At 62.8% G+C, this 19,243-nt stretch carries 14 protein-coding genes and 1 pseudogene; 7 read left to right on the top strand and 8 right to left on the bottom strand.

Features of this window, described 5'->3' with window-relative positions:
* Positions 1-3: 3 nt before the first annotated feature.
* Together IFT75_RS10855 and IFT75_RS10860 are read left to right on the top strand one after the other, a co-directional pair.
* Positions 4-1,245: an NAD(P)/FAD-dependent oxidoreductase gene (locus IFT75_RS10855; RefSeq protein WP_192054776.1), complete on the top strand. Its 1,242-nt coding sequence runs from the start codon at positions 4-6 to the stop codon at positions 1,243-1,245.
* Positions 1,246-1,423: 178 nt separating this feature from the next.
* Entirely contained in the window at positions 1,424-1,921 is a 498-nt protein-coding gene (locus IFT75_RS10860) for a GreA/GreB family elongation factor (RefSeq protein WP_122475353.1), read from the top strand.
* Positions 1,922-2,005: 84 nt separating this feature from the next.
* Here the strand turns inward: IFT75_RS10860 and ettA are convergent, their stop codons facing one another.
* Positions 2,006-3,670, bottom strand: coding sequence for an energy-dependent translational throttle protein EttA (gene ettA / locus IFT75_RS10865; RefSeq protein ID WP_122475355.1), 1,665 nt, complete (start codon positions 3,668-3,670; stop codon positions 2,006-2,008).
* A 1,279-nt stretch (positions 3,671-4,949) separates the two neighbouring features.
* Here ettA and IFT75_RS10870 point away from each other — a divergent pair.
* Together IFT75_RS10870 and glyA are read left to right on the top strand one after the other, a co-directional pair.
* A pseudogene (locus tag IFT75_RS10870) lies at positions 4,950-7,565 on the top strand (sensor domain-containing protein); the annotation flags it as partial.
* Between the two features lie 226 nt (positions 7,566-7,791).
* Positions 7,792-9,045 (top strand): serine hydroxymethyltransferase, encoded by a 1,254-nt coding sequence (gene glyA, locus IFT75_RS10875; RefSeq protein WP_192054778.1) that lies wholly within the window; start codon positions 7,792-7,794, stop codon positions 9,043-9,045.
* A 106-nt stretch (positions 9,046-9,151) separates the two neighbouring features.
* On the opposite strand, the gene yjiA is transcribed toward glyA, so the two are convergent.
* The 3 genes from yjiA to IFT75_RS10890 form a co-directional block, all read right to left on the bottom strand.
* Entirely contained in the window at positions 9,152-10,111 is a 960-nt protein-coding gene (gene yjiA / locus IFT75_RS10880) for a GTPase (RefSeq protein ID WP_244650931.1), read from the bottom strand.
* 146 nt (positions 10,112-10,257) lie between these two features.
* Positions 10,258-10,455, bottom strand: coding sequence for a YbdD/YjiX family protein (locus IFT75_RS10885; protein ID WP_122475360.1), 198 nt, complete (start codon positions 10,453-10,455; stop codon positions 10,258-10,260).
* A gap of 18 nt (positions 10,456-10,473) precedes the next feature.
* Positions 10,474-12,540, bottom strand: coding sequence for a carbon starvation CstA family protein (locus IFT75_RS10890; protein ID WP_122475362.1), 2,067 nt, complete (start codon positions 12,538-12,540; stop codon positions 10,474-10,476).
* Positions 12,541-12,712: 172 nt separating this feature from the next.
* Between IFT75_RS10890 and IFT75_RS10895 the strand changes: the two genes are divergently transcribed.
* On the top strand, positions 12,713-13,174 hold the full coding sequence (locus tag IFT75_RS10895) for a methyltransferase family protein (protein ID WP_185795200.1): 462 nt from the start codon (positions 12,713-12,715) through the stop codon (positions 13,172-13,174).
* Between the two features lie 40 nt (positions 13,175-13,214).
* Positions 13,215-13,583 carry a PilZ domain-containing protein gene (locus tag IFT75_RS10900; protein ID WP_122475366.1) on the top strand — a complete coding sequence of 123 codons (369 nt, stop codon included), beginning with the start codon at positions 13,215-13,217 and terminating at the stop codon, positions 13,581-13,583.
* A gap of 51 nt (positions 13,584-13,634) precedes the next feature.
* Here IFT75_RS10900 and IFT75_RS10905 read toward each other — a convergent pair whose 3' ends face one another.
* From IFT75_RS10905 to radA, 3 genes are all read right to left on the bottom strand, one after another.
* Positions 13,635-14,327, bottom strand: a complete 693-nt coding sequence (locus IFT75_RS10905; protein ID WP_185795199.1) for an HAD-IA family hydrolase — start codon at positions 14,325-14,327, stop codon at positions 13,635-13,637.
* A gap of 112 nt (positions 14,328-14,439) precedes the next feature.
* The gene (locus tag IFT75_RS10910) at positions 14,440-15,675 is read right to left on the bottom strand and encodes a M20/M25/M40 family metallo-hydrolase (protein ID WP_192054781.1); all 1,236 of its coding nucleotides are present in this window, start codon (positions 15,673-15,675) and stop codon (positions 14,440-14,442) included.
* A 151-nt stretch (positions 15,676-15,826) separates the two neighbouring features.
* Positions 15,827-17,194: a DNA repair protein RadA gene (gene radA, locus IFT75_RS10915; protein ID WP_122475371.1), complete on the bottom strand. Its 1,368-nt coding sequence runs from the start codon at positions 17,192-17,194 to the stop codon at positions 15,827-15,829.
* Positions 17,195-17,405: 211 nt separating this feature from the next.
* Here radA and mscL point away from each other — a divergent pair, with 211 nt between their 5' ends.
* Entirely contained in the window at positions 17,406-17,858 is a 453-nt protein-coding gene (gene mscL / locus IFT75_RS10920; protein ID WP_122475373.1) for a large-conductance mechanosensitive channel protein MscL, read from the top strand.
* A 341-nt stretch (positions 17,859-18,199) separates the two neighbouring features.
* On the opposite strand, the gene IFT75_RS10925 is transcribed toward mscL, so the two are convergent.
* Positions 18,200-18,976: a ferredoxin--NADP reductase gene (locus IFT75_RS10925; RefSeq protein ID WP_192054783.1), complete on the bottom strand. Its 777-nt coding sequence runs from the start codon at positions 18,974-18,976 to the stop codon at positions 18,200-18,202.
* Positions 18,977-19,243: the final 267 nt, after the last annotated feature.

Here is a 19,243-nt window from a genome sequence, read left to right on the forward strand (position 1 = left end):
GCCATGCAATGTGAAACGCTGGTACTGGGTGCCGGCATCGTTGGTGTTTGCAGTGCACTGCACTTGCAGGCTCTGGGACGTGAGGTGGTACTGGTCGACCGTGCAGCACCTGGCAGCGGCACCAGCTACGGCAATGCTGGCTTGATCGAACGCTCCAGCATCGTGCCCTATGCGTTTCCGCGTGACCTGCGGCGATTGATGCTCTACGCCCTCAATCAGCAGCCCGACGTGCGCTACGACTGGCGCTACCTGCCGCAGGTTGCGCCCTGGTTGTGGAAGTACTGGCAGGCATCTTCCAAACGCAACCTGCAGCGTGCAGCCGAAGCGATGTTGCCACTGGTGCAACGCTGCGTGCAGGAACACTGCGCACTGGCTGCAGCATCCGGCCAGCAAGGATTGCTTCGCGATACTGGCTGGATCGAGATCTACCGCAGCCACAAGGCCTTCGCCAGAGCCCAGGCGGATGCCGCACAGCTGCACGTTCATCATTTGCGCTACAGCTTGCTCGACGCTGGGCAATTACAGGCCGTCGAGCCCAGTCTCGGCCAGGGCGCTGCAGGTGCCGTGCACTGGCATGACCCCATGACCGTGCAGGACCCGGGCGCCCTGGCCCTGGGCTACACCGCGCTGTTCATGCAGCGCGGCGGGCGCTTCATGGATGCCGATGCATTGACGCTGCGCCAGCAGGGCAATCACTGGCAGCTCGAGACGGCGGCGGGCATGCTGCACGCGCGCGAAGTCGTGGTGGCCCTGGGACCAGAGAGCAATCGGTTGCTGTCACCCTTGGGCTATCGCATTCCCCTGCAAAGCAAGCGCGGCTACCACATGCATTACCAGACCGCTGCGGGCGCAACCCTCAACCACCCCGTCTGCGACCCGCTGGGAGGGTTCGTGCTGGCGCCGATGAACCAGGGCTTGCGTCTGACGACCGGGATCGAGTTCGCTGCCGAAGATGCCCCCGCCAATGATATCCAGCTGCTGCGCTGCGAAGCGCTGGCCAGGCGCTTCTACCCACTGGGCGAACGCCTCGACGTCAAGCCCTGGCTGGGCCGCCGCCCGTGCCTGCCGGACATGCGCCCGGTGATAGGTCCGGCAGGTCGACACCCCGGGTTGTGGCTCAACTTTGGCCATGCCCACCACGGTTTGACGCTGGGCCCTGTCTGTGGCCGGCTGTTGGCGCAGATGATGGCCGGCGCGGCGACCTTTACCAATCCTGCGCCGTACAGCCCCGCTCGATTCAGCTGAGCCGGTTGGAGACGGCTTATGCAACTCTGATGCGGTTTTGCGGCCCAATCTTCTACAAGCATCCGTTCTTGTAGGAGTAGGGCTTGACCGCGATCCTCGTACAGCCTCTCGGTTGGCACATCTCGGCTCCCCTACAGCAAGCTGGGCGAGTTGTACCGCCCCTCAAGGGAGGAAGACCATGAGCCGCGCATTCGTGAATGAAGACCAGGCCGCCGAACAGGCGAGCCAACCCGTGGAGCGACTGATCAGTACGCAGCCCAACTACGTGACCGCCAGTGGCCTGGCCCAGTTGCAGGCGCGGGTCGCTGAAGTGCAGATACTGCAGGCCGAGCAGATGGCAATGGGTGAGCGTGCCGACCGTCAGCGTGTCGCCGACCTGAGCCGGGACATGCGCTACTACCAGCACCGCCTGCAACATGCCCAAGTGGTGGCACCGGTCACGTCCACCGCCAAGGTGCAGATCGGCAGCTGGGTGACTTTTGCCGATGACCAGGGCGCCGAGCAGCGCGTGTGTCTGGTCGGCGAAGACCAGGCAGACGCCGGTGTTGGCTTGATCAACTGGGCGTCGCCGCTGGGTCGCGCACTGCTGGGCGCGGAAGTTGGTGAAGAACGCGTATGGCGTCGGCCTGCGGGTGACCTGACCGTGGAAGTCACGGGCATCCAGACAGGCCCGTGAGTGATACGCCGGCTCTGTTGACCAGCCGATATCCATTCACCAAGCAAAAAAATGGGGCCCTGCAAAGAGGGCCCCATTTTTCATTCACGCCAGCTTCTTGTGGCGAACCCGGTGCGGCTGGGCAGCCGCTTCACCCAGGCGTTTCTTGCGATCGGCTTCGTACTCGGTGTAGTTGCCTTCGAAGAACACGGCCTGGGAGTCGTCCTCGTAGGCCAAGATGTGCGTGGCCACGCGGTCGAGGAACCAGCGATCGTGAGAGATCACGATGGCCGCGCCGGGGAAGTCCAGCAGGGCTTCTTCGAGCGAACGCAGGGTTTCCACGTCGAGGTCGTTGGACGGTTCGTCGAGCAGCAGGACGTTACCGCCCTCCTTCAGCGTCAGCGCCAGGTGCAGGCGACCGCGTTCACCACCAGAGAGGTCCTTGACGAACTTCTGCTGGTCGCCGCCCTTGAAGTTGAAGCGGCCTACGTAGGTGCGTGACGGAATTTCGTAGTTGCCGATGCGGATATTGTCCGAACCGTCGGAGACCTGCTGGAACACGGTCTTGCTGCCGTCCAGGTCGTCGCGGCTTTGATCCACGCACGCCAGCTGGACGGTTTCGCCCACTTCGATGCTGCCCGAATCCGGCTGTTCCTTGCCCATGAGCATGCGGAACAGGGTGGATTTACCAGCACCGTTGCCGCCAATCACGCCGACGATGGCGCCTTTGGGCATGGCGAACGACAGGTTGTCGATCAGCACACGGTCGCCGTAGCCCTTGGTGACGTTCTTGAATTCGATGACCTTGTCACCCAGGCGCGGACCGGCCGGAATGTAAATTTCGTTGGTTTCCGAACGCTTCTGGAATTCCTGCGACTGCATTTCCTCGAAGCGCTGCAGGCGGGCCTTGGATTTCGACTGGCGGGCCTTGGCGCCTTTGCGCACCCACTCCAGTTCTTCTTTCATGGCCTTTTCGTGGGCCGACTGCTGCTTGGATTCGGCCGCCAGGCGATCGGACTTGGCTTCGAGCCAACCCGAGTAGTTGCCCTCGTACGGAATGCCGGCGCCACGGTCGAGCTCCAGGATCCAGCCGGCGACGTTGTCGAGGAAGTAACGGTCGTGGGTGATCGCAACCACGGTGCCGGGGAAGTCGTGCAGGAAGTGCTCCAGCCAGGCCACGGAGTCGGCATCCAGGTGGTTGGTCGGTTCGTCGAGCAGCAGCATGTCGGGGGCCGAAAGCAGCAGGCGGCACAGGGCCACGCGGCGTTTCTCACCACCGGACAGGTGCTCGATCTTGGCATCCCAGGCCGGCAGGCGCAGAGCGTCGGCAGCGACCTCCAGTTGCCGTTCCAGATTGTGGCCGTCGCTGGCCTGGAGGATGGACTCGAGCTTGGCCTGTTCGGCGGCCAGCTTGTCGAAGTCGGCGTCCGGTTCGGCATAGGCGGCGTAGACCTCGTCCAGGCGGGCCTGGGCGTCCTTGATCACGCTGACCGCTTCCTCGACCACTTCGCGCACGGTCTTGGTCGGGTCGAGCTGTGGTTCCTGGGGCAGGTAGCCAACGTTGAGCTCGGGCATCGGGCGGGCTTCGCCGTCGAATTCCTTGTCGACACCAGCCATGATCTTCAGCAAGGTGGATTTGCCCGAGCCGTTCAGGCCGAGCACGCCGATCTTGGCGCCGGGGAAAAAGGACAGCGAAATGTTCTTGAGGATTTCCCGCTTCGGCGGAACGACTTTGCTCAGCCGATGCATGGTGTAGACGTATTGAGCCATGGAATGAACCTGGATAAAGAAGGTGCGAGATAGAGGATGGAAGCTTGGGCCCCCGCAAGGTGTTCAAAGCTACCGGAATGCGGGAGTCAGGGCAAACCAGGGCGCGTCCGGTGACGCGGTGTGCCAGGCGGATCGCGGTGGGCCCGACGCGGCTTGCACCGCNCACGAGCGCTGTAGCAGCGGCGCGAGCCGCGTCGGCGGTAAACGCGGTGCGCCAGGCGGATCGCGGTGTGAACGAACGTCCGGAAGCGACACGAGCGCTGTAGCAGCGGCGCGAGCCGCGTCGGCGGTGGGTGCGGCGTGTCAGGCGCAGCACGGTGGTTTTACGCTGCGCTAGCCGGCCTTGGGCGCTAGCGCTTATAGTGCGAGGTGTAACACGCATGATTCACGTGCCCTCTGGTGGGGCCCGCGCCTATGCCTGCCCCCGACTGTCATATCGCAGGATTTCAGTTTGACCAATTTCAATCAGCCGTCCTCCTTGCGCCCGCCTGTCCAAGGGTCAGGTACGCCGCTGCACGGTTCGTTGAAAGGCGCGCTGGCATTCGTGGTTTTGATGTTGCTGATGCTGTTGTTCTGGCAGCTGCTCGACCAGTTCCAGCGCACCCAGGCCGACCAGCGCCAGCACAGCATCGACTACAGCGCGGACCTGGCCGATCACGTCAACCTGAACATGGCGCTCAATGCGCAGATCGCGCTGAACCAGTTGCTCACGACTCAACCCTTCCCCAGCGCGCGGGAACGGGCCGAAACGCTCACTCGCGTCCGCCGCTCGGTGCCGGAACTGCAAAGCCTGGCCTGGCTCAGCGGCGATGCCCGAGTCATCGCCGACACCCTGCCGGACGCCACTGACGCGCCGTTCATTGCCCTGCTGACAGGTCGCCTGGATGGCGACAGCCACTACTACACCAACAACACAGCCGCAGACCTGGTCTATCTGCTGATCCGCCAGCCCGGCGAAAACACCAATGGCTATTGGCTGCTGCGCATGAGCCCGATCGTCATCAGCCGCCTCATCCACCAGGTCGAGCGCGAGGAGAACCCCAGCTGGGTCCTGGAAAATCACGCGAACAAGCACATCATCGGCCGCGCCGGCCGAGCCCCACTCACTGCCTCGGAACTGAGCGCCACCGAGCTTGAGCAGAGTGTGCTGGTGACCCCGCTGAGCCATAGCGACTGGCAATTACGCAGCCTGTTCGACGCCAGACAGGCGCGCCTGGCGCTCTTGCCGCCGCTGGTGGGCAAATGCCTGCTGGGCCTTCTGGTGTCGCTGGTGCCATTGCTCGCGCTGCTGGGCATGCGCCGCCGCCAGCGCGAGCTCAACGAAGAGCGTCGCCGCTATCAGGACATCTTCGAAGGCGCCGGAGTGGCGCTGTGCGTGCTCGACCTGTCGGGCGTCCTGGCGTTCTTCGAGCGGGTCGGGCGCAACGGGCACACCGACTCTGCACAGTGGCTGCAGGACAACCCAACCAAGCGCCTCGACCTGCTGCAGGCACTGCGCATCACCGAAGTGAACCAGGTTGCCTTGCGGGTGCTGCAGGTGGACACCGGCGAACAGGCGTGGCGCAAGCTCATCGAAGGCGGCTCGGCCACCGGCATCGGCCACCGTCTGATCGCTGCGCTGCTGGAGCGCCAACAGCAATTGGAACTGGAAATCCGCCTGGTCAACCAGCAAGGCCAGGATCAGTACCTGTGGCTGACCGTGCGCTTTCCCGAGCATGCCGAGGACTACCGCGCGGTGATTCTCAGCATCACCGACATCACCAGCCACAGGACGGCGAGCGAATCGCTGCGCCAGAGCGAAAAGCGCCACCGCATGCTCGCCGAGAGCATCAGCGACGTGATCTTCTCGACCAACAACCGTTTGGAACTGAACTACGTCAGCCCTTCGGTGCAGAGCGTGCTGGGCTACGAGGCAGACTGGGTGTTGGAGCACGGTTGGCAGGGCATGCTGGCCAATCCCGCACAGATGACGGGGATCAATGCGCTGCTGACGCAGGTCCGTCGGGCGTTGCATGTGCCGGCCGAGCTGGCTGCCCTGCGCAGCGATCTCAAGACCCAGGTCTTCATGTTCGACTGCATGCGCAACGATGGCCGCAAGATTCCCATCGAGCTGCGTCTGGTGTTGATCTGGGATGCGCAAGGGGCTCTGGAAGGCATGCTGGGCGTGGGTCGCGACATCAGCCAGCAGCGCCGCGCGGAGAAGGACCTGCGCATGGCTGCCACGGTGTTCGAACATTCGACGTCGGCGATTCTCATCACCGACCCGGCGGGCTATATCGTCCAGGCCAACGAAGCCTTCAGCCGCGTCAGCGGTTATGCGGTAACCCAGGTGCTGGACCAACTGCCCAACATGCTGACCGTGGATGACCAGCAGGAAGCCCACCTGCGCTATGTGCTCAAGCAACTGCAACTGCGCGGCACCTGGGAAGGCGAGGTCTGGCTCAAGCGGCGCAATGGCGAGCACTACCCGGCCTGGGTCGGCATCACCGCGGTACTCGATGACGAAGGCGATCTGGCCAGCTACGTGTGCTTCTTCAGCGACATCAGCGAGCGCAAGGCCAGCGAACAGCGTATTCATCGCCTGGCCTACTACGATGCCCTGACCCACCTGCCCAACCGCACGCTGTTTCAGGACCGCCTGTACAACGCCCTGCAGCAGGCCGAACGCCAGCAGTCGTGGGTGGTGCTGATGTTCCTCGACCTTGACCGCTTCAAGCCGATCAACGATTCGCTCGGCCACGCCGCCGGCGACCGCATGCTCAAGGACATGGCCACGCGCCTGCTGGGTTGCGTCGACGACGATGACACCGTGGCGCGCATGGGCGGCGACGAATTCACCCTGCTGCTGCAACCCCGCGCGACCCGTGAGCTGGCCTTGAACCAGGCCATCCATGTGGCGGAGCAGATTCTCGGCAGCCTGGTCAAACCGTTCGTGCTCGAAGGCCGCGAGTTCTTCGTCACGGCGAGCGTGGGCATTGCCTTGAGCCCTCAGGATGGCGGCGAACTCAGCCAATTGATGAAGAACGCCGACACCGCGATGTACCACGCCAAGGAGCGCGGCAAGAACAATTTCCAGTTCTATCAGGCCGACATGAACGCTACGGCGCTGGAGCGTCTGGAGCTGGAAAGCGACTTGCGCCATGCCCTGGAGCAAGAAGAATTCGTGCTGTACTACCAGCCGCAGTTCAGCGGCGACGGCAAGCGTCTGACCGGTGCCGAGGCGCTGTTGCGCTGGAACCATCCACGGCGCGGCCTGGTGCCGCCTGGCGAGTTCATTCCGGTGCTCGAGGAGCTCGGCCTGGTGGTGGACGTGGGCGATTGGGTGCTGGCCGAAGCGTGTCGTCAGCTCAAGGCCTGGCATCTGGCCAAGGTGCGGGTGCCCAAGGTGTCGGTGAACATCTCCGCGCGGCAGTTCGCCGACGGCCAGCTGGGCAATCGGATTGCCCGAATGCTGGAACGTATCGGCCTGCCACCGGCGTGCCTGGAGCTCGAGCTGACCGAGAGCATCCTGATGCGCGAGGTCAACGAGGCCATGGTGATCCTCGATATCTTGAAGAACCTCGGCCTGAGCATCGCCATCGACGATTTCGGTACTGGCTACTCGTCGCTCAACTACCTCAAGCAATTCCCCATCGACGTGCTGAAGATCGACCGCACCTTCGTCGATGGTCTGCCCTCCGGCGAGCAGGATGCGCAGATCGCCCGGGCCATCATTGCCATGGCGCACAGCCTCAATCTGTCGGTGATCGCCGAAGGCGTGGAAACCCACGAGCAGCTGGAGTTTCTGCGCGAGCATGGCTGCGACGAGGTTCAGGGCTACCTGTTCGGCCGGCCGATGCAGGCTCATCGCTTCGAGTCGCAGTTCAGTAACGACGCGCTGTTCCTGTTTCAGTGACCCCCGCTTGTGGGAGCGGTCGGTGGCCGCGAAGGGCGCCCTGCGGTAGATCAGTGGAAAAACCGCGGCGTGGCTTTCGCGGCCAATGACTGCTCCTACGGTGTGCCGAGGTGCCGGTGGACATGAGGCCCGCTTGTTCACGCAGTGACTGCCTTTCATATGCCAGATAAAAGCCGATGGGGTAGAATGCTCGCCTTTCCCAACATCCCGATCCTTGAGGACCGCCATGTTCAGCCGTAGCCAGACACTCGCCAAGTACGATGCCGATCTCTTTGCCGCCATGGAGCAAGAAGCCCTGCGTCAGGAAGAGCACATCGAGCTGATCGCCTCGGAAAACTACACCAGCCCCGCTGTCATGGAAGCCCAGGGCTCGGTGCTGACCAACAAGTACGCCGAAGGCTATCCGGGCAAGCGTTACTACGGTGGCTGCGAGTACGTCGACGTGGTCGAGCAGCTGGCCATCGATCGCGCCAAGGAACTGTTCGGCGCCGACTACGCCAACGTCCAGCCGCATGCCGGCTCCCAGGCCAACAGCGCGGTGTACCTGGCCCTGCTGCAGGCGGGCGATACCATCCTGGGCATGAGCCTGGCCCACGGCGGTCACCTGACCCACGGCGCCAGCGTTTCTTCGTCGGGCAAGCTGTACAACGCCGTCCAGTACGGTATCGATGCCCAAGGCCTGATCGACTACGACGAAGTCGAGCGCCTGGCCGTCGAGCACAAGCCGAAGATGATCGTGGCCGGTTTCTCCGCCTACTCGCAGATCCTCGACTTCCCACGCTTCCGTGAGATCGCCGACAAGGTCGGTGCCTATCTGTTCGTCGATATGGCCCACGTGGCAGGCCTGGTCGCCGCTGGCGTGTACCCGAACCCGGTGCCGTTCGCCGACGTGGTCACCACCACCACCCACAAGACCCTGCGCGGTCCGCGTGGCGGTTTGATCCTGGCGCGTGGCAACGCCGAGATCGAGAAGAAGCTCAACTCGGCAGTCTTCCCGGGCGCCCAGGGCGGCCCGCTGGAGCACGTCATCGCTGCCAAGGCCGTGTGTTTCAAGGAAGCGCTGCAGCCTGAATTCAAGACCTACCAGCAACAGGTCGTGAAGAACGCCAAGGCCATGGCCAAGGTGTTCATCGACCGTGGTTTCGACGTAGTGTCCGGTGGTACCGAGAACCATCTGTTCCTGCTGTCGCTGATCAAGCAGGACATTTCCGGCAAAGACGCCGATGCCGCGCTGGGCAAGGCATTCATCACTGTCAACAAGAACTCGGTGCCGAATGACCCACGCTCGCCGTTCGTCACCTCGGGCCTGCGCTTCGGTACGCCTGCAGTGACCACTCGCGGTTTCAAGGAAGCCGAGTGCCAGGAGCTGGCCGGCTGGATCTGCGACATTCTGGCCGACCTGAACAACGACGCGGTGATCGAAGCCGTGCGCGAGAAGGTCAAGGCCATCTGCGCGAAGCTGCCGGTGTATGCCGACTGATAGCTGTGCCTTGATATGAAAAAGCCCGGCTCATTGAGTCGGGCTTTTTTATGTATCAGGGCCGGCCTTATCGCGGGCAGAGCCCGCGATAAGGCCGGCACAGGCTTTATAGGGTTTCGAATCCGGCGCGGATCTTGGCTTCGGGTAGATCATCGGCGATGAACACCATCACGCTTTCGCGTACCTCCCCCTCGGCCCATTCGGTGTCCCAATCGAAGCCGTAGAGTTTCAGCACGCCCTGGAACACCAGGCGTCGATCTTCCCCAGCGATATTCAAAACGCCCTTGTAGCGCAGCAGTTGCTTGCCGTGCTCTTCCAGCAGTTCATTCATGAAGGTACTGAGCCGATCGATGTCCAGCGGCTTGTCGGTGCGCAGCACCAGGCTGGCGATGCGGTCGACGCTGGGACCCTGGTTGACCGGGCGCAACGCCAGGCCGGCATTGAGATTGAAGCCCCGCACATCGAGCAGTTCTGCCAGGTCGATACGCCCATGTTCGACCACTCGGATCGGGGCCCGACGGTTGATGCGGGTCAGGCGCTCGCTCAGTTCTTCCAGCACCGTCGGTGGCACCAGATCGGTCTTGCTGATCAACAGGCGATCGGCGAACCCGACCTGCGCCTGGGCGATGGTCTGGGCCAGATGAATGCCGGCATGGGCAGCGTCGACCAAGGTCAGGATGCCATCCAGGATGTAGCGCTCGCGCAGCTCTTCATCGATGAAAAAGGTCTGCGCGACGGGCGCTGGGTCGGCCAGGCCAGTGCACTCGATGACCAGTCGATCGAAGGCGATCTCGCCACTGTCCAGGCGTTCGAGCAACAGGTACAGCGCCTTGGTCAGGTCGGTGTGGATGGTGCAGCAGACGCAGCCGTTGGCCAGCGTCATGATTTGCACCGGCTCGTCGCCCAGCAGCTGGGTGTCGATGCCGGCGTCGCTGAATTCGTTCTCGATCACGGCGATCTTCAAGCCATGTTCGGCCTTGAGCATGTGGCGCAGCAAGGTGGTCTTGCCGGCGCCGAGAAAGCCGCTGAGGATGGTGACAGGAATCGGGGGTGCGGCTTCGGACAAGTTTGTTGGCTCCGGAATCATTTAAATGCAAATGGCCTCTTCGCGGCCACTGGCCGCTCCTACAGGGATAATCGATCACTTGTAGGAGCGGCCAGTGGCCGCGAAAGGGCCGTCACTCACGACACATCTCTACGAGATGGCATGCCTCAACAACACTTGGGCCCACCCTTGCCGCCGTACCTGGCCTCCTGGCGTTCGCGGAAGAACGCCTGGTAATCCATCATCGGCTTGTCCGGGTGCTTGGTCTGCATGTGTTCGACATAGTTGTCGTAGTCCGGCATGCCCACCATCAGACGTGCCGCCTGGCCCAGGTATTTTCCCAACTTGCTCAAGTCATTGAACATGGCGGCAGCCCTCGATCATCACGCATTGGGGAACGGCTGGAACGGTGCTTCCTTGTCGGTACGTTCCTTCTTGCCCCAGGCGGCGACGCCGACCTTCAAGGCGAAGAACAGGATGCTGAAGACCACCAGCAGGAACAGTACGGTCAAGGTTGCGTTGGTGTAGGCATTGAAGATCACGTGTTGCATCTGCTCGACGCTCTTGGCCGGTGCAATGACCTGGCCCTGGGCCAACGCGTCGCTGTACTTCTTGGCCAGCGCCAGGAAGCCAACTGCGGGGTTGGCGTCGAACAGCTTGATGAAGCCTGCAGTGGTGGTGCAGATCAGCAGCCACACGGCCGGCAGCATGGTGACCCAGATGTAACGCTGACGCTTCATCTTGATCAGCACGACGGTCGCAAGCATGAGGGCAATACCGGCCAGCATCTGGTTGGAGATGCCGAACAGCGGCCACAGGGTGTTGATGCCACCCAGCGGATCGATCACGCCCTGATACAGCAACCAGCCCCACAGGGTCACGCAACCGGCGGTGGCGATGACGTTGGCGGTCCACGACTCGGTGCGTTTGAGCGCCGGGACGAACGAGCCGAGCAGGTCTTGCAGCATGAAGCGTCCGGCACGGGTACCGGCGTCCACGGCGGTCAGGATGAACAACGCCTCGAACAGGATTGCGAAGTGGTACCAGAAAGCCATGGTGTTTTCACCCGGCAGCACCGAGTGCAGGATCTGCGCGATACCCACGGCCAGGGTCGGTGCACCGCCGGCACGCGCCAGGATGGTGGTTTCGCCGATGTCGTGGGCCACCGCCTGCAGCGCTTCCGGGGTAATGGCAAAGCCCCAGCTGCTGACTGCGGTTGCCACTGCGACCACATCGGTACCGACCACTGCGGCCGGGCTGTTCATGGCGAAGTACACGCCCGGTTCGATGACCGATGCGGCGACCATGGCCATGATCGCCACGAACGATTCCATCAACATGGCACCGTAGCCGATGTAGCGGGCGTTGGTTTCGTTGTCCAGCAGCTTGGGCGTGGTGCCCGAGGAAATCAGCGCATGGAAACCGGACACTGCGCCGCAGGCGATGGTGATGAACAGGAACGGGAACAGACCGCCCTTCCATACCGGGCCGGTGCCGTCGGTGAACTGGGTCAGCGCAGGCATCTTCAGTTCCGGCATGGTCACCAGAATACCGATGGCCAGGGCGATGATGGTACCGATCTTGAGGAAGGTGGACAGGTAGTCGCGCGGTGCCAGGATCAGCCACACGGGCAGCACGGCTGCGACGAAGCCATAGCCCACCAGCATCCAGGTGATCTGAATGCCGGAGAAGGTGAAGGCCTTGGCCCAGACCGGGTCGGCCGCCACCTGGCCCCCCAGCCAGATCGAGAGCAACAGCAGAAACACGCCGATGATGGAGATTTCACCGATGCGGCCCGGGCGGATGTAGCGCATGTACACGCCCATGAACATGGCGATCGGGATAGTGGCCATGACCGTGAAGATGCCCCACGGGCTTTCGGCAAGTGCCTTGACCACGATCAGCGCCAGCACCGCGAGGATGATGATCATGATCAGGAAGCAACCGAAGAGGGCGATGGTGCCGGGGATGCGGCCCATTTCCTCGCGCACCATGTCGCCCAGCGAGCGGCCGTTGCGGCGGGTGGACAGGAACAGCACCATGAAGTCCTGCACGGCGCCGGCCAGGACCACGCCTGCAATCAGCCACAGCGTGCCGGGCAGATAGCCCATCTGCGCGGCCAGCACCGGCCCGACCAGAGGGCCAGCACCGGCAATGGCTGCGAAGTGGTGACCGAAAAGAATGTGCTTGTTGGTCGGCACGTAGTCCAGACCGTCGTTGTTGAGCACCGCGGGCGTGGCCCGGCGCGAGTCCAGCTGCATGACGTGGTTGGCGATGAACAGGCTGTAGTAGCGGTAGGCGACCAGGTAGATGGCCACCGCCGCGACGACGATCCATAACGCATTGATTGCTTCACCGCGGCGAAGTGCAACGACGCCCAGGGCACAAGCACCAATGATCGCCACGATCAGCCACGGAACGTGGCGGAACGCACTGCTATTATTCTTCATATTATTGTTTCCAGCTCAGTGGATGAGTGTCAGCCTTATCGAGTCTAGCGATTTTTTGCTCGATGGCCATCCCCACGTTGGTCTAGAGCGGTGCGGCGCGTGAGGCAGGGACGAATCGGAACACCTGCAGCCGGTGTGGGTCGCACTTAAGGTGTCCAAAGCGAGTTGACCCATGCCCAAGCCACCTGCCCAAGCCGTTCTGCCGCCACCGTTGCTGTATCTGGCGTTCATCGCGGTGGCCATGGCCCTGAGCTATGCGCTGCCCATTGCGTTGCCGGTCAACAGCTGGACCGCAGCCACGGCGGCGGCCTTGATCATCCTCGGCCAGAGCCTCTCCTTCTGGGCCATGCTGCGTTTCAAGCGCCAACACACGGCAACCAGCAATTTCGACGCCCCCCACGAGTTACTGCGCGACGGCCCGTTCGCGCTGTCGCGCAACCCGATCAATCTGGGTGACACCCTTGCCTATGTCGCGCTGTCGTTGCTGATGGGCAGCCTGTGGCCATGGCTGTTGCTGCCGGTGTTGTTGTACCTGATGAACTGGCTGGTGATCAGGCCTGACGAAATCCAGCTGGAAGGGCTGTTTGGCGAGACTTATCGCCAGTATTGTCGACGGGTTCGCCGCTGGCTTTGAGTCACTGCGCTATAGTCCAGCAAAACTGGAGAACCCGATCATGACGCAAACCCATACCGAACGCCGGCGCTTCAAGCGCATCGCTTTCGATGCCAAGACCGAACTGCGCCAAGGCACCGAGCGCTGGCCGGTGAAGCTGCTCGATCTGTCATTGAAGGGGCTGTTGATCGAAAAGCCGTCGCCCTGGCTGGGTGATGCCAGCCAACCCTTCAATGTGGATGTGAAGCTGGGGCCGCAGGAAGATGTGGTGATGGAGGTCAAGCTGGCCCATGACGATCATGGGCAGCTGGGCTTCGTGTGCACCCATATTGGTCTGGAGTCGATCAGCCATCTGCGTCGCTTGATCGAACTCAACCTGGGCGACCCCGAGGAGCTGGAGCGGGAGCTGGGGGCTTTGTTGGAGGTTTGAGGACGGCGGCGAGACCTTCGCGGCCGATGACCGCGCCTACGGCGAGTATTACTACACCAAGTGAGCCGGCAGCCCCCACTGGGCGGGGTCGAAGCCCAGCAGGCTTTGCAGGCGATCGTCGGCGTGGTGATAGCGTTCTGGCGCCATGGCGGCATCCGGCACGGCCACGGCGAACATGCCGGCAGCCTTGGCGGCGGTGACGCCGAAGGGCGAATCCTCGAACACCAGACAATCCTTGGGCTCCACCCCCAGACGCCTGGCCGCGACCAGGAAAATATCCGGCGCAGGCTTGGCCGCGCCCACCTCAGGGTCATCGGCAGTGACAACCGTGTCGAACAGCGCAAACCACTCCTGATGCAGGGTGGTTTTCATCGCAAAGTGCCCGCGAGACGAACTGGTACCTACTGCGATCGGAATATTGTGCGCCTTCAAATGCCGCACCAGCGCCTCGGCACCGGCCATGGCCTGCGCGTGGGGAAAGCGCTCGGCCATCAGCGGCGCACGCGCTTCGATGAATTCAGCGGGCGTCAGCGGCAGGCCCAATGTCTCGACGATATAGGTCGACAGATCAGTGGCACCCAGGCCGATGGTGTTCTGCTTGATACTCCAGTCGAAGACCTTGCCGTAACGCTCGGCAATCATCTGCGTGACTTCGGTGTAGATGCCTTCGGTGTTCAGCAGCAAGCCATCCATGTCGAAGATGACAGCCTTGACGGGGCCCATGCCCGGCACTGCAGTATTCATAGGGCGCGCTCCATGGTCGGTGAGAGGACCTCAGAGTACGGGGCGCGCCGGGGGTTGAGCAAGTTTGCATGGCAGTGCGGGCGCCTGTGCCAGGCGCCCGCACTGCAGTGGATCACGGTACCGACAGCGTGCGAATCATCGACAAGGTCAGATACAGCCGCGGCGCGATGCTGTCCAGTTCGATGTATTCGTCGTCGGCATGCAACCCCGCCCCAACCACGCCCATGGTTTCCAGCACTGCTGGCTTGTCGCTGCCGGGCACGTAGGCATAGCCGGCATCGGTACCGAAGCGCATGGCGATCGGCTCGATGGATTTGTCGATGGCGGCATAGGCTTTCTGCGCCACGCCGGCCAGTTGTTCAGAACCACTGTTCTTGGCCAGCGGTGGGCGGCCCTTCTCCAGGCGCAGGCTGACTTGAGTGTCGTCGATCAATTGCTTGCGGATCAGACGCTGGCCTTGCGCAAGCACGCGGTCGGTTTCCTCGATGTCCGAGTAGCGCATGTCGGCTTCAGCTGTTGCAAGGGCCGGGATGATGTTGCGCTTCTCGCCTGCCTTGGCCATGGTCCAGTTCACGGTGGTGCCCTTGTCGGGATCGCCCAGGTCCTTGAGCTGGACCAACTGGTGGGCCAGTTCGGTGAGCGCGTTGCGGCCCTCTTCGGGCGCGGAGCCGGCGTGGGACGAGCGCCCTTTGACTTCCAGGACCAAGCCGTTGATACCGTTGGTGGCAGTGGTCACTGCGTCCTTGTTCGGTGGCTCGTAGGAAAAGACGTAGTCGTTCTGGGCAGCCAGTTCGGCGATGATTTTCTTCGAGCCGGCCGAGCCCATTTCCTCGTCCGGGTTGAACAGCACAGTGAGCGTGCCGTATCCGTCGAAGCCTTGGGCCTTGAGCAGTTTCAGCGCGTGCAGGATCATCGCCACGCCGCCTTTGGCATCGGCCACGCCAGGGCCATAGGCGCGTGCTTCGTCGGTGCGGAACGGACGCTTGGCCGCAGTGCCGGGCAGGAAGACCGTGTCGTAGTGGACCATGAGCAGGAAGTTCTTGCTGCCGCTGCCCTTGAAGGTGCCGACGATGTTGTCGCCCACCGACGGCGTGGCCGGGGTGGTCTGGACCGTGGCACCCAGCTCCTTGAGGCGCTTGACCAGCAGCGCGCTGACCGTGGCCAGGCCTTTTTCCTGGCCGGTGCCGGTGTCTACCGAGACCAGCTCCTTGACCGTTTCCAGGTAGCTGGATTGTTCGGCCTGGGCCTGTTTGTAGAGATCGGCGGCAGGCAGTTCGGCGGCCTGCGTCGACAGCGAGAACAGGCAGGCTGCAGCGATTGCGGTGACGCGTGAAGGTCGAACGGGCATAGGTCGGGAGCCTCGGGCGGTTGTGGTTTTTGTAGGCAGGACTGGCCTCTTCGCGGGCAGAGACCCGCTCCCACAATGGAACAGCGGGAGCGTCTACGCCGATAGGGCAAGTCCTGACACCCAACAACCTTAGCCTACTGCGTCGTACGCGCTACTCGAACAAGGCATCCAGCGCTTGTTCCAGACGCGTCACGGCGATGACCTGCAGGCCTGGCGGCGCTTCCTTGGGCGCGTTGGCCTTGGGCACGATGGCGCGCTTGAAGCCATGCTTGGCCGCTTCCTTGAGCCGTTCCTGACCACTGGGAACCGGGCGCACCTCGCCGGACAGGCCGACTTCGCCGAACACCAGCAAGTCGTGCGGCAGCGGACGGTTGCGCAGGCTGGACATGATTGCCGCGAGCAACGCCAGGTCGGAAGCGGTTTCCAGCACTTTCACGCCGCCGACCACGTTGAGGAACACGTCTTGGTCATGGGTGGGGATGCCGCCATGCCGATGCAGTACTGCCAGCAGCATGGCCAGGCGGTTCTGGTCCAGGCCCAGGGTGACCCGGCGCGGGTTGGACAGGTGGCTGTCGTCGACCAGCGCCTGCACTTCCACCAGCATGGGCCGGGTGCCTTCCCAGGTGGCCATGACGACACTGCCGGGGACTTCTTCCTGGGCGCGGGTGAGAAAGATCGCCGACGGGTTGGAGACTTCTTTCAAGCCCTTGTCGGTCATGCCGAACACGCCCAGCTCGTTGATCGCGCCGAAGCGGTTCTTCACGGCCCGCAACAAGCGCAGGCGGCCATCGGATTCGCCTTCGAAGTACAGCACGGTATCGACCATGTGCTCGAGCACGCGGGGGCCGGCCAGGGCGCCTTCCTTGGTCACGTGGCCAACCAGAAAGATGGCCGTGCCACTCTGTTTGGCATAACGCACCAGCAGCGCGGCGCTTTCGCGCACCTGCGACACGCCGCCGGGCGCGGACTGCAGGTTTTCGGTGAAGATGGTCTGGATCGAGTCGATCACCATGACCTTGGGCTGCTCGACCTTGGCGGTGGCGATGATGGTTTCGATGCAGGTCTCGGTCATGACCTTGAGCTTGTCCTGGGGCAGGCCCAAGCGTCGCGCGCGCATGGCCACCTGTTGCTGCGATTCTTCGCCGGTGACGTACAGCGCGGGCATGCGCATGGCGATGTTGCACAGGGTCTGCAGCAGGATGGTGGATTTGCCGATGCCGGGGTCGCCGCCGATCAGCACCACCGAGCCGTCGACCAGGCCGCCGCCGAGCACGCGGTCCAGCTCGGCCGATGCAGTCGAGAAGCGCGGGATCTCTTCGATGCTGACTTCGGCCAGGGTCTTGAGTTGGGCCTGCTGCCCTGTCCAGCCGGTGCGGCCACTGGGTGGTGCGGCAGCGCCGCTTTCGATGACGGTCTCCACCAGGGTGTTCCAGGCACCGCACTCGCCGCACTGGCCTGCCCATTTAGGAAACGTGGCACCGCACTCGGTGCAGCCGTACATGCGCTTTGCCTTGGCCATGAAAATTCCTGTTCGAAAAGTGCGTTCATGATAATCGAGCGCGCTGGAATAGTGGGCAAATCAAGCCCTTGCAGCGCTGAAAAGCGTCTAGTCTGTACTTTGACAAAACTTCTAGGGCGCAGTTGGGTCCCTTGCAGCAGGCATGGAAAATGAAGCATCTCGCTGATTTGGAATGCGTTGACCAACCTCATCTGTAATAAGGAATAACCTCATGAGCGTGCTAAGTGAATTCAAGGCCTTTGCGGTCAAAGGCAATGTAGTCGACATGGCCGTTGGTATCATCATCGGTGCAGCGTTCGGCAAGATCGTTTCATCCTTCGTGGGCGATGTGATCATGCCGCCGCTCGGGTTGCTGATCGGGGGCGTGGATTTCAGCGACCTGGCCATTACCCTGCGCGCCGCGGTTGGCGATGCGCCGGCGGTGGTGCTGGCCTATGGCAAGTTCATCCAGACGGTCATCGACTTCATCATCGTGGCGTTCGCCATCTTCATGGGCGTGAAGGCGATCAACCGCCTGCGCCACCAGGAAGAAAAGAAGCCAGCAGCGCCGGCTGCGCCAACCAAGGAAGAGCTGTTGCTGGGCGAAATCCGTGACCTGCTCAAGGAGCAGAACGGCAAGGGCACCGTGGTCACCACTGCGCCGACGCCCGGGCCGCAGATCTGATACCGCAGTGCTGCCTTCGCGGCCGATGACCGCTCCTACGGGTGGGCCGGGGTGGGCACTGATCCACTGTAGGAGCGGTCTGTGGCCGCGAAAGGTTGATGCGGTGGCCAGGTACAACGCGGTGCGCCCTTCGCGGCCGATGACCGCTCCTACGGGTGGGCCGGGGTGGGCACTGATCCACTGTAGGAGCGGTCTGTGGCCGCGAAAGGTTGATGCGGTGGCCAGGTACAACGCGGTGCGCCATTCGCGGCCGATGACCGCTCCTACGGATGGAAGCTGCTGCAGGAGCGGTCATTGGTTCGCGAGTGGTTGATGCGGTGGGTCAGGTGGTGGGGCGATTGCTACCAGTAGTTTTCGACCGCGACCTGGCCGGGACGGCGGCTGAGGCTGAGGTTCATGGCGCGGCCTTTGAGCAGTTGCCGGGTGTCGTCGATCATCTGCGGGTTGCCGCAGATCATCACCCGTGAATGCTCGGGGGTCAGTTCCAGCCCTGCGGCCCTTTCCAGTTCGTCGCTTTGAATCAGGTCGGTAATGCGCCCGTGCAAGGTGCCAGGCACCCTTTCCCGGGTCACGATCGGGATAAATTGCAGCTTGCCGGCGAACTCGGCCAAATAGTCGCGCTGTTCAAGCCCGGCGATCAGCTCACGATAGGCCAGCTCCTGGCCCTGTCTGGCGCTGTACACCAGCTTGATCCGCTCGAATTTCTCCCACACGGGAAAATCCTGCAGGATCGAAACGAAGGGCGCCACGCCGGTGCCGGTTGCCAGCATCCACAAGTCCCGACCGTCGACGAAGCGGTCCAGGGTAAGGAACCCGGTTGCCATCTTTTCCACCAGCAGTTCGTCCCCTGCGCGGAGCCGGCTCAATTCGCTGGTGAACTCGCCACCCGGTACGACGATGGAGAAGAACTCGAGAAACTCGTCGTGGGGCGACGACACCATCGAATAGGCGCGCCACACCACGGTGCCGTCGGCCTTGGTCACACCCAGACGAGCGAACTGACCGGCGACGAAGCGGAAACCGGCATCGCGGGTCGTGCGCAGGGTGAACAGGCTGGGGGTCAGCGGCTGGACCTCGATGAGGGTCTGGCGAGTGAATTTTTCTGCGCTGGCGGTCATGAGGCGCTCCGTTGTTCAAGTGCCGGCATTTTCCCGCAAACCGCTGAAGATAAACACCGCTGGTTTGTGTGGCGACCGGTGAGCCATCTGCTCGCAAAGGTCGTACCGCAGTGAGTCTGATGTTGCGCGGTGAGCCCTTCGCGGGTAGAACCCGCTCCCACAGGGTACAGCTGCAGGGTGGAACCCGCTCCCACAGGGTAAGGCTGCAGTGAACCCATCGCGGGTAGGACCCGTTTGCGCAGGGTGTGGCTGCGGCGCGGCTTTCGT

The sequence above is a fragment of the Pseudomonas sp. CFBP 8758 genome, assembly GCF_014841725.1.
GTDB lineage: Bacteria > Pseudomonadota > Gammaproteobacteria > Pseudomonadales > Pseudomonadaceae > Aquipseudomonas > Aquipseudomonas baltica.